The following is a 10628-nucleotide window of genomic DNA, read 5'->3' as shown; positions in this document are numbered from 1 at the left end:
CAAAGGCAAAAAAGACGGCAGCCTGCATGAGGTCAAACCGATCAGCTTGCTGACGGGCGTGCTGCGCGAGCTGCAAAGCCGTAACCAGCTGGATACCGCAGCGGTGGACGACGTGGTCATGGGCGTGGTGTCGCCCATCGGTGAGCAAGGCTCGGTGATTCCCAAAGTGGCGGCATTGGCCGCAGGCTGGGACTGGCGCTGTTCGGGTGTGCAACTCAACCGCTTTTGTGCTTCGGGTCTTGAAGCGGTCAACATGGCCGCCATGAAAGTGCGCAGCGGCTGGGAGGACCTGGTGGTGGCCGGCGGCTTGGAGAGCATGAGCCGCGTGCCCATTGGCTCAGACGGCGGTGCTTGGGCGCAAGACCCCGAGACCAACAGCGCCACGTTGTTTGTACCGCAAGGCATTGGCGCCGACCTGATCGCCACCATGAGCGGCTTCACGCGCCACGATGTCGACGCCTTTGCGGTCGAGTCGCAAAAACGCGCCACGGCCGCACGTGCAGCGGGCTACTTTGACCGCTCGGTCGTACCGGTCAAAGACAAGTTGGGCCAGGTCATCTTGGCGCAAGATGAATTCATCAAATCGAGCACCACGGTGGAAACACTGGGCGGTCTCAAAGCCTCGTTTGATCAACTGGGCGCCATGGGCTTTGACGCCGTGGCCTTGCAGCGTTACCCGCAGGTCGAGCGCATCCACCATGTGCACCATGCGGGCAACTCCTCGGGCATTGTCGACGGTGCGGCTGCGGTGTTGATCGGGTCAGAGGCCGCAGGCAAAACCCATGGCCTGACACCTCGCGCCCGCATCGTGTCGGTGGCCTTGTCGGGGGCGGACCCGACCATCATGCTCACGGGCCCCATGCCCGCAGCCCGCAAAGCCTTGGCCAAAGCCGGCTTGACGATTGACCAGATCGATCTGTTCGAAGTGAACGAAGCTTTTGCTGCAGTACCCATGAAGTTCATGCAGGAGATGGGCGTGCCGCACGACAAGGTGAACGTCAACGGCGGCGCGATCGCTATGGGCCACCCGCTGGGGGCCACGGGGGCGATGATTTTGGGCATCCTGATTGACGAGCTGCACCGCCGCCAGCTGCGCTACGGTTTGGCCACTTTGTGTGTGGGCGGCGGCATGGGCATTGCCACCATCGTTGAACGCGTTTGACCGGGGAGAAAGCACCATGATTTTGAAGACACTGCGCTACGAACTGTCAGGCGGCATCGCTACCATCACTTTTGACGAGCAGGGCTCGCCGGTCAACACCATGTGCCTGCAATGGCAGGCCGATTTGGCCCAAGCGGCAGAGCAAGTCGTCCAAGACAAGGCCCAGATCAAGGGCATCATCTTGGCCTCGGCCAAGTCCACTTTTTTTGCGGGGGCCGACCTCAAAGGCGTGATGCGCTCAACGGCCTTGGACGGCCCGCGGGTGTTTGCCGAAATCGAAGGCATCAAGAAATGCTTTCGCACCCTCGAAACCCTGGGCGTGCCGGTGGTCAGCTGCCTCAATGGCGCAGCGCTGGGCGGCGGCTGGGAAGTGGCGCTGATCGGCCACCACCGCATCGCCACCGCCAACCCCAAAACACAGTTTGGCTTACCCGAAGTGACGCTGGGCCTGATTCCTGGTGGCGGCGGCATCACCAAAATGACGCGCCAGTTGGGCTTGCTGGCGGCGCAGCCCTACGTGCTGGAGAGCAAACTCTTTGGTCCTGAGGAGGCTCAAAAATTGGGCTTGGTGCACGAACTCGTGGCCAGTGACGAGCAACTGCGCCCCCGCGCTTTGGCGCACATCGCTGCAAGCCAAGGCCAGCCGGAAGCGGCCCAGCACCCGTGGGATCGCAAGGACTACAAAATGCCCGGTGGCACGCCGAGCAACCCCAAGATCGCGGGCATGCTGAGCGTGGCCCCGGCCGTGCTCAAGCAAAAAACACGTGGCTTGTACCCCGCGCCTGAAGCGGCGCTGGCCGCCATGGTCGAGGGCGCGATGGTTGACTTTGACACCGCCATGCGCATCGAAAGCCGTTACCTCGCGGGTCTCATGACCAGCCAGGTGGCGCGCAACATGATCAACACCTTTTTCTTCAACATGAACAGCATCAAGGGCGGCCAAAGTCGGCCCCAGGCTGTACCGCGCTACAAGCCCCAAAAGGTGGGCATCTTGGGCGCGGGCATGATGGGTTCGGGCATCGCATATTCGCAAGCGAGCCGAGGCATCGCCACCGTGCTGAAGGATGTGAGCATGGAAGCCGCTGAAAAGGGCAAGGCCTACAGCCACCTGCTCACGCAAAAGCGTGTGGACAAAGGCCACATGGCGTTGGACAAACAAGTGGCCTTGTTGTCACTCATTCAGCCCACGGCCAGCGCCGCAGACCTCAAGGGCTGCGACCTGATCATCGAAGCCGTCTTTGAAAACCGTGAACTCAAGGCACGCGTCACGCAAGAGGCCGAGCCGATGCTGGCTCAAACGCCCGAGTTCAGCGGGTTCTTCGCCAGCAACACCTCGACCTTGCCCATCAGCGGTCTGGCCACGGCCAGTGCCAAGCCTGAAAAGTTCGTGGGCATCCACTTCTTCAGTCCTGTGGACAAGATGAAGTTGGTGGAAATCATCCGTGGTGCGCAGACCGATGACGAAACCATCGCCCGGGCCTATGACTATGTACAGGCGCTGGGCAAGTTGCCGATCGTGGTGAACGACTCCCGGGGTTTTTACACCAGCCGCACCTTTGGCACCTTTGTGATGGAAGGCGCGGCCATGCTGGGCGAGGGCATCCCCGCCCCCGTGATCGAAAACTTGGCCATGCAAGTGGGCATGCCTGTCGGCCCATTGGCCGTGCTGGACGAAACGGCGCTGTCACTGTCAGTGCATGTGCTGGACCAAACCCGCGAAGACTTGGCCAAAGAAGGCAAAAGCCATGCCGCCACACCCGGCGAGTTGTTGGTCGAGCGCATGGTCAAAGAATTCAAGCGCTCCGGTCGCGCCGCAGGCGGTGGTTTTTACGACTACCCCGATGGGCAGAAAAAAGTGCTCTGGCCTGAACTGAAAACCCGCTTTGAAAAAGCGGAAGCGGCCTACAGCCTGCAAGACATCCAAGACCGCTTGCTGTACCGCCAGGCCGTGGAGACCTCCCGGTGCCTGCAAGAAGGCGTGCTGACCTCGGTGCACGACGGCAACATCGGCTCCATCTTCGGCATCGGTTTTCCGGCCTGGACGGGCGGTGCGCTGCAATTCGTCTACGGCCAAGGCGTGGATGCGTTTGCCAAGCGCTGCGCCGAACTGGCTGCCTTGTATGGCGCAGGTTTTGCGCTGACGGCAGAAGTGATGGCCAGCCTGAAGCAGCACCAGCCTGTCTATTGAGTCGTGTGCAAGCCCTGAGTAGGGTCAAGCGCGCTAGCCTTGAAAGCGGCTGCGTTTTTGACCTCAGCCGTGAAGGGCCTTGTGCATGGCCTCACCCATGCGCTCGAAATGCAGGGTCGCCAAGGGGGTGGCGATCAGGTATTTGGTGCGGTGGTCGGTGTCTTCTTGCTTGAAGCTCAGCAGCCCCGCATGGCGCAAGCGTTTGATTCTTTTGTGCATGGTGGCTGGTGACCCCAGGTCTTTCAGCGCCAACGCCTCGCTCACGGTCAACGCACGCTCTTCAAAATAACGCAAAGCCACTTCTTGCAACACATGGGTCTCCATGGGTGTGAGCTGAACGCCGATGTGGGTGCTCTTGACCGATTGCGTGAGTTTTAAAAATCGCAAGTACTTCTGACCGCTGGGCTGAAAGTCGTCTCGCTTCATGCCTTGCTTCCTGAAGCAGGCTTGCGGGGTTCCTGGAGCAAGTCTGCGACATTCACGTTCAAATAGTTGGCCAGTTTTAACAGCGTTTCAAGGCTGGGATTGGTTTTGGCCCTTTCGATTTTGCTCATCATGGTCCGGTCAATGCCGGCTTCCCATGCGCAACGCTCTTGCGACAGCGGTTTGTCGGGCGGTGGGATTTTCAATGCGCGGTAATGCCTGACATTGAATGCGAGGATGTCGCGCAAATTTTGAGGGGTGATGTTTCGAACAGCAAACATTTAATAAGTATTCGTTGTATTTCATTTTAAAGCAACAGTCCTTTCATCAACGGATATACAAGACACGGTTTTTGATCTGTGGCCTGTGCGTCACCACACAGACAATTTTCAAAAGAGCTTAGGGGTGCGCTGCCTTGGCAATCGATTTGACTCGTACACCCGTGATCACCCCCATCACCAACAGTGTCATGCCCAACAGCGTGAGTGGCTCCGGCCAATGGCCGCGCAGCCAGAAGGCGTAAGCCAGCGCCGCCAGGGTTTCGAACACGATGAGTTGACCCGCCAAGGCGGTGGGCAGCCGTTGGCTGGCCGCGTTCCAGCAGAGCGTGCCCAGCCACGAGGCGAATAGGCCGATGGCCATCATGAGACCGATGAATTCAAAGGGGCGTGGCCCCAGTGGCATGGGCAGCGGGTCGTGCGTGGCGCTCGCCCAAAGCCAGAAAGCAGCATAGCCGAGCAAGGCCAGGGGCAGGGTGGCCAAACCTTGCGCTGTGGCCCACACCCGTGGGTTCCTGTCGGGGTGGCCGCGCAACCAATCGGCGTTTTTCAGGGGGTACCAGGTCCAGCAGACCACTGCACCGATGGCCAGTAAAGCGCCCGTGATGTAACGCGTGGTGTCAGCCGCTGGGTTTTGCACCAGCGCCGTCCATTCCACATGGTGGACGCAGGCGATGCCCAACAAAATGAGCGCCAGAGGCGGCGCCAGTTTCAGCCAAGGAAATCGCCCATCGCGCTGGTGATTGAACACATTGGCTGCAATGGTGATCACCACGGGTAAGGTGCCAATGATCATGGTGGGCAATGCGCCGCCGGCCCGCTGGATGGCGCTGGCCAAAAACAGGTAATACAGAACGTTGCCAATCGCCGCCAATTTGAGCGCGGCCAGCCAGTCGGGGCGGGTCAGCCGACGGATCTCTGCACGGTCCACGAAGGCCAAGGGCAGGGCGATCAGGCCAAAAGCCAGGTAGCGGCCAAAGGTGTGCAGTGCAGCCGGGTATTCGGGCAGCATAAGCGGGCCGACAAAGACCAATCCCCACATCATGCCGGCGGCCAAAGAAAAAAGGATGCCGCTCGAAAAGGCGGTGACGGTCTGGGGCATAAGAGGGCGATTATCCGCCCAGCCAAACCTTTCGGAAGCGGCCTTGCGGGTCGTGGTCTTGCGTTTGTTTGGCGGGGTTGAAGCGCCGGCCCACACGCGGGTCGGTGCCACGGCCACTCACATACAGCCAATTGCCCTGGTTGCTGCTGACATCGAAGTCCACCAGTTGCGACTCGAACCAGGCTGCACCCGCACGCCAATCGCACGACAAATCGTGCACCAGATAGCTGGCCACGATTTGGCGCATGCGGTTGGAGGTGAAGCCCGTGGCAGCCAACTCGCGCATGCCCGCGTCCACGATCGGCTCGCCCGTTTGCCCGCTGCACCAGCGCTGAAAGTCTTTGGGAAAGTGTGGGGGTCTGGGCAGATCCGACAAACCTCGAGCGGCATACAGTTGGGGGCCATGTTGCAGGTGCAGCATGCGAAAGTTGTCGCGCCACAGCAGCTCAAACCACAGCCAATAGGTGCCATCGTTGCTACCATGGTGTTGTTCATAGGCTTGAAGGTCTGCCCAGATGCGGCGAGCCGACACCGCGCCCGTGGCCAGCCAGGGCGACCAGTGGCTGCTGGTGTGCTGGCCTTGCAGGGCATTGCGGGTTTGTTTGTAGCGGTCGGGCCAAGGCGGTGTGAGGTAGCTTTGCAGGTGGGCCAAAGCACTGGCCTCACCGCCCCGGCACGGCGCATGGGTGTACGGAAAGTTGGACCTCTCGTGTGCGTCGTCTTCGGCGTGGGCTTGCAGCAGACTGAACGCGTCGATGGTCCAGCCAGACAAGGCGCTCAAGTTGTCATTGGGTGGTGCAGGCAGTTGGGTCGGCGCGGGCAGCGGTGTCAGCGGCATGAGACCGGCCGATTCGATGCGCTGGCGAAACGCGGTGAACACCTGCGGCATGTTTTTTGCCGCAAAGGGCAGGGCGTCGGGTTCGAGCAAACTCGACTGCCACAGCGTATGGACGGTCAGGCCAGCGTTGATCAGGGCTTGCACTTGGGCTTCTTCTTCGGGCGCAGCAATGTCTTCGCAAAACACCGTGTCGGCTTGCACCGAGCAGGCGCAGGCGGGCAGCACATCGGCCACATTTCCGTGCAGCAAAATCAGGTGCTGACCCAAAGCATTCAGTGAAGTTTGCAGGTCTTGCAGCGTGTCGGCCACAAAGCGTCTGCGGTGCAGGCCCATGCGGCGAAAACCCCAAGCGGTGTTGCCGTCTTGCGTGGGTTCGTGCACATAGACCAGAAGCAGGGCCTGGCCATGCGTTTGGGCGTGGGCTAGGGCCTGCTGGAGTGCGCGTTGATCGTGCAGACGCAAGTCGTTTCGAAACCAAAAAAGTGTGGTGCGCATGGTCAAAAGTCAAAGCCCAGTTGTTGGTCGGCTGGGGTGTGGGTGGGGGCGAGCTGGGTCGTTTTTCGGCGGCTGGTCTTGGGCGTGTCCGAATCGCGCGGGAACACATTGCGTGGGTGGCCGCTGCCATATTTGCGTGAGACGTGTTTCTCGACGATGGCTTTTTTGCCCGCTTTCACTCCGGGTTCGGCGCGGCGCGCATGCAGGGCGGCTTTGGATTGGCGTGTGGCTTCGGCCAGGTCCACCACGGGCAGGGGAATGTCAGCCTCTGGCCCGTTGCCCACCGTCAGGCCGCAGTGGCGCTGCACCTCGGGCGGCATGAGCCAGGGCTCGAACAACCAGGTGTCGGGCACACGCCGCATCTGAGGCAGCCAACGGCGCACAAAGATGCCTTTGGGGTCATGGTCTTGCGCTTGCTTGATGGGGTTGTAAACCCGCGTGGTGTTGATGCCGGTGGTGCCCGACTGCATTTGCAGCTGGCTCCAGTGGATGCCGGGCTCGTAGTCGAGAAACTGCGTGGCCAGCCATTGGCCCACCGGCCGCCAGTCCAGCCACAGCGGGTAGGCCGCCACCGACACCAACATGGCCCGCATGCGGAAGTTGAGCCAGCCCGTCTCGTGCAGCATGACCACGCAAGCGTCCACCATGGGCCAGCCGGTGCGGGCCGAGGTCAGAGCCGAAAAATGCGCGTCGTTCCAGTCGTCTTCGCGCAGGCCGTCGTAACCCCTGTGCATGTTGCGCCACTCGATCTCAGGCTCGATTTCGAGCTTCTGGATGAAGTGGCAATGCCAATACAAACGGCTGATGAACCCGACCAAACCCGCTCGGTGCCGACTGGCTTGTGGGGGCAGGGCGTCCAATGTGGCGCGGGTGCTTTGCACCACTTCACGCAGGCTGATGCAGCCAAAAGTCAGGTAAGCGGACAAGCGAGAACACGCCGTGGGCGACGACAAGGGCGAGGAGATACCGCCTCGGTACGACAAAGCCCGCACATCCAAAAAACTGTGCAAGGTGTCGAGTGCCAAACGACGGCCCCCACGCTGACGCTGGGCGGGGTTGTGCTGCAGGCCTTCTGGCCGCCTCATCACCTCAGGCCCTTGGTTTTGAGTGGGATTGAAAAAGCGCAACGCGGGCAACACCGCTTGCGGCGCGGCCATGTGCGCTTCCCACCGGGCTTGCCAGGTGTTGCGGCTTTGCAGGCGGCGGACCACGCCAAACTGTGGCAACTCGGTCCAGCCCACCCCCACACTGCGGCACCACGCGCCCACTTGCAGGTCACGTTCATAGGTGAAGGCGTTGCCCGTTTCTTCGTGCGCCACCAATTCGGCAAACGGCGCTTGCGCATAAAGGCCAGTCAGCACCTGCACCGCGGGTCCCCATCGCACCTGCAAGCTGCCGCCTTGTGCGTGCAAGTCCTGGTCCAGCTCAGTCAATGATTCGCGCACAAATTCAAAGTGCTGCAAGGCCACATCGGGCTGCGCCCAGAGACCCGGCTCAACGATGTACAGGCACAGCACGGGCCCTTGGGCAGCAGCGTGTGCAAGCGCCGCATGGTCATGCAGGCGCAGGTCGCGTTTGAACCAGACCACGCGGTAAGTCATGGCCGGTCTCGATGGCGCAATTCGACAGGCCCCAGCCCACCAGGTCCTTGACTGTAACGGGCGGGGTCGACCGCAAAGCAAGCCAGCAGCGTTTCAGGCAAGGCGGGGGCCTGCTGGCGCAAGTATTGGCGCACCAAAGCGCCAGCATGCCAAGGCGCGGTGGAGCCGCTCCAGACGGCACGGTCTTGGATTTGCCAATGACCATGGACACGCTGCAACACCACAATGCTGGGGTTCAGAGTTTTGAAGGCCACCTCGGCCATGGCCCAATCGCCATGGGAACGCAGCTGCAGGAGTTGGGCTTGTAAGGAATCGGGCAGGCTGTGTTCTTGGATGCGCTGAAAAATTTCGCGTGCATTGTCTGGCTTTTCGATGCTGCTTTTCCTTCGGCAGTCATTGCGCCATTGCCGCCATTGATCCGTTGCCCAACCCTGGGGGTCAAAGACTTGCCCGCTGACTTCCAGCAAAGTGCCATGGTCATGCGGCACCCAGTTGATGTGGCTGTCGACGACCATGACCCCCACCACGGCCAACAGGGTGGCTGCGACATGTTTTTTCATGCGGGTTTTTCCGGGAAATCTTTCATGGCGTTTCTTGCAGCGAAATGCCTTCGTGATCGGCCACCATTTGAAGGGCTTCTTCAAACAAGGCTCTGGCGGAGGCCGCCATCGTGTTGAGCTGGGTGTGCAAGGCCTTGTCTTTGGGGCTTTGGTTCAAGCAGTCACGGCTGTAGTCTTCAAATCGTCCCAATTGCCCAATGAGTTCCGCCACATGACGGGGGCATTCGCACAGCACCTGGCTGGGTATATTGACCACCCTTTGCAGCACCGCATCCGAAAACTTTCGAGGTGGAATTGGCCGGCTGTGTTCACCCCATGCCTGCACAGGTGAGGCCAGCGGCGGACGTGCACTTTGGACAATATCGGCCAAAGCGGCATCGTCGAGTGTGTTGCGGTGTACCAAAAATGAGGCGCTGTTCAATCGCGCAAGGGCGTTTTTTTGGCCAAAGCCGTAAAGCACCACCGTGAGCCTGGCTCTCAGTTGTTGTGAGATCGCCAAAATTTTTTCGGCGGCCTGATCGTTCAAACTGTTGACCGACACCATCCACACATCCACTGGCCCATTCATAAGACGGTTTTGTGCCTCGTCGAGGTCGGCCCAAACCTGCTCAATGGCCAGCGGATCGCCAAGTCTGTGTGTTTGGAATCCGATTGATTGGAGGCGATTGGCCAAACCGTGACCCACCACGCCCCAGGCGCTTGGCCGTGGGCCCAAGGCCGTGTCGTCAATGTGAAGGTGTGGCGATGCCACGCGTCCCATATCGGCGCTGGTTTGCAGCAATTGTTGAAGTTGGGCGTTGTCCAGACCTGCGATCAAGCGAATGCCGTGGCCTTGTTGGGTCAATGCCTTGAGAAATGCCGCCTTGCGCAAATCCCTATCGTTGTACAAGCGGTGTTGCCCTTGGGATGTGGCGGGTGAAAACGCCTGATACCGTGTTTGCCATATTCGCAAAGTGGGAACAGGCACACCACTGAGCTTGGAGACGGCACCAATGCGGTAAAGCGCCTGTGGGGGGGATAGGGTTTGGGTCATTGGATTGTTCATATATTGAGTAGATATTTTAACTGTAATAAAGTTAAAACTCAAATAAAATATAGATTGAGTGGATTTTTTGACTTTAAAGCATACAATAACCACTCAATTAAGGAGTTTTCATGATCTTGAAGAAAACAGCGAAAGCCGTCGACATCGCGGTTTTCATCACTTCTCGCTCGGCCGTGGAACCGGTGACGACCGAAGAAATTGCCTCAGGTTTGGGCTTGTCTTCCTCCTATACCGAGTCCATCCTCAAAGAATTGCGTGAAGCGGGTTTGATCAGGGCACACCGGGGACCCGGTGGGGGTTACCAAATTCGGGGCAATCCTGAAGACATCACGCTGTGGGATGTGGTCAAACACTTTGAAGTGATGCACAGTTTTGATGAGGTGTATGCCGATCAGACCCACCCCATGAAATCCTTGGAGGCAGACATCCAGCGCCACTTACAAGAGGCGCTGGCTTCTCAGACTTTGGACGATGTGGCCATCCCTTTTATGCCACGCGACGAACGGGTGTCCTCCATGTTCGGCCAGTTCCGCTTGAAACCTCTGCCTGCACCAGTGATGCCCAAAGCACCCAACTCGGTGTTCCAGTTGAGCATGATGCTCTGATCTCAGTTGAAGAGCACTTTTTCTACCTTTAAAGTCACGGAAACTTAACGCAAAAGACTTTTTCATGTCATCGCTTTTTTGGATCATTCATGCATTGATTCAAAGGAGACAAGGCCATGAAAGAGTTGACCCTTCCAGCATTTGCGCTGCCGCCCGTGAGTGCATCTACCCACTTGGGGTCATCCGGAGAATGCGGAAATGGCGTGGAGTTCTTGTCACGCCCGGCCAAAAAAGCGGTTGAAGTCACGTGGGCACGGCACCAAGATGAAGTGCGTGAGGCCCAAAAACACCGGTTTGATGTGTTTGGCTTAGAAATGGGTGCCCGCTTGTC

At 59.4% G+C, this 10628-nt stretch carries 10 protein-coding genes and 1 pseudogene; 4 read left to right on the top strand and 7 right to left on the bottom strand.

The features are described 5' to 3' along the window. Together Q0O19_RS12625 and Q0O19_RS12620 are read left to right on the top strand one after the other, a co-directional pair. Positions 1 to 1162, top strand: a 1162-nt coding sequence (locus Q0O19_RS12625) for an acetyl-CoA C-acetyltransferase (protein ID WP_295523511.1), incomplete at its 5' end; no start/stop codon positions are given. 22 nt (positions 1163 to 1184) lie between these two features. After that, complete coding sequence (locus tag Q0O19_RS12620) at positions 1185 to 3350, top strand: 3-hydroxyacyl-CoA dehydrogenase NAD-binding domain-containing protein (protein ID WP_295523513.1); 2166 nt, start codon at positions 1185 to 1187, stop codon at positions 3348 to 3350. A gap of 63 nt (positions 3351 to 3413) precedes the next feature. On the opposite strand, the gene Q0O19_RS12615 is transcribed toward Q0O19_RS12620, so the two are convergent. The 7 genes from Q0O19_RS12615 to Q0O19_RS12585 all read right to left on the bottom strand — a co-directional run bounded on the left by Q0O19_RS12615 (position 3414) and on the right by Q0O19_RS12585 (position 9680). Further along, positions 3414 to 3776, bottom strand: coding sequence for a hypothetical protein (locus Q0O19_RS12615; RefSeq protein WP_295523509.1), 363 nt, complete (start codon positions 3774 to 3776; stop codon positions 3414 to 3416). Then, entirely contained in the window at positions 3773 to 4054 is a 282-nt protein-coding gene (locus Q0O19_RS12610) for a helix-turn-helix transcriptional regulator (RefSeq protein ID WP_295523507.1), read from the bottom strand. The genes Q0O19_RS12615 and Q0O19_RS12610 overlap by 4 nt, the downstream gene beginning before the upstream one ends. 118 nt (positions 4055 to 4172) lie before the next feature. After that, on the bottom strand, positions 4173 to 5153 hold the full coding sequence (locus tag Q0O19_RS12605; protein ID WP_295523505.1) for a DMT family transporter: 981 nt from the start codon (positions 5151 to 5153) through the stop codon (positions 4173 to 4175). Between the two features lie 10 nt (positions 5154 to 5163). Continuing rightward, positions 5164 to 6486, bottom strand: a complete 1323-nt coding sequence (locus Q0O19_RS12600) for a DASH family cryptochrome (RefSeq protein WP_295523503.1) — start codon at positions 6484 to 6486, stop codon at positions 5164 to 5166. A 2-nt stretch (positions 6487 to 6488) separates the two neighbouring features. Continuing rightward, the gene (locus Q0O19_RS12595; protein WP_295523501.1) at positions 6489 to 8087 is read right to left on the bottom strand and encodes a cryptochrome/deoxyribodipyrimidine photo-lyase family protein; all 1599 of its coding nucleotides are present in this window, start codon (positions 8085 to 8087) and stop codon (positions 6489 to 6491) included. After that, a complete protein-coding gene (locus Q0O19_RS12590) occupies positions 8084 to 8647 on the bottom strand; it encodes a hypothetical protein (RefSeq protein WP_295523499.1) in 564 nt (187 codons plus the stop codon). Before Q0O19_RS12590 ends, Q0O19_RS12595 begins: the two co-directional genes overlap by 4 nt. Before the next feature lie 22 nt (positions 8648 to 8669). Beyond that, positions 8670 to 9680, bottom strand: a complete 1011-nt coding sequence (locus Q0O19_RS12585) for a MerR family transcriptional regulator (RefSeq protein ID WP_295523497.1) — start codon at positions 9678 to 9680, stop codon at positions 8670 to 8672. A gap of 122 nt (positions 9681 to 9802) precedes the next feature. Here Q0O19_RS12585 and Q0O19_RS12580 point away from each other — a divergent pair, with 122 nt between their 5' ends. After that, positions 9803 to 10297, top strand: a complete 495-nt coding sequence (locus Q0O19_RS12580; protein WP_295523495.1) for an Rrf2 family transcriptional regulator — start codon at positions 9803 to 9805, stop codon at positions 10295 to 10297. A gap of 116 nt (positions 10298 to 10413) precedes the next feature. Next, positions 10414 to 10628: pseudogene (locus tag Q0O19_RS12575) on the top strand (ornithine-acyl-ACP acyltransferase); the annotation flags it as partial.

The sequence above is a fragment of the Limnohabitans sp. Rim8 genome (genome assembly GCF_945869175.1).
Classification (GTDB): domain Bacteria; phylum Pseudomonadota; class Gammaproteobacteria; order Burkholderiales; family Burkholderiaceae_C; genus Limnohabitans_A.
This window is presented reverse-complemented; position numbering and strand designations above follow the sequence as displayed.

Bases quoted from the DNA above. Each gene is read 5' to 3' on its own strand.
- Q0O19_RS12600 (WP_295523503.1), bottom strand. From the start codon at position 6,486: ATGCGCACCACACTTTTTTGGTTTCGAAACGACTTGCGTCTGCACGAT.
- Q0O19_RS12615 (WP_295523509.1), bottom strand. From the start codon at position 3,776: ATGAAGCGAGACGACTTTCAGCCCAGCGGTCAGAAGTACTTGCGATTT.
- Q0O19_RS12610 (WP_295523507.1), bottom strand. From the start codon at position 4,054: ATGTTTGCTGTTCGAAACATCACCCCTCAAAATTTGCGCGACATCCTC.
- Q0O19_RS12590 (WP_295523499.1), bottom strand. From the start codon at position 8,647: ATGAAAAAACATGTCGCAGCCACCCTGTTGGCCGTGGTGGGGGTCATG.
- Q0O19_RS12580 (WP_295523495.1), top strand. From the start codon at position 9,803: ATGATCTTGAAGAAAACAGCGAAAGCCGTCGACATCGCGGTTTTCATC.
- Q0O19_RS12595 (WP_295523501.1), bottom strand. From the start codon at position 8,087: ATGACTTACCGCGTGGTCTGGTTCAAACGCGACCTGCGCCTGCATGAC.
- Q0O19_RS12585 (WP_295523497.1), bottom strand. From the start codon at position 9,680: ATGACCCAAACCCTATCCCCCCCACAGGCGCTTTACCGCATTGGTGCC.
- Q0O19_RS12605 (WP_295523505.1), bottom strand. From the start codon at position 5,153: ATGCCCCAGACCGTCACCGCCTTTTCGAGCGGCATCCTTTTTTCTTTG.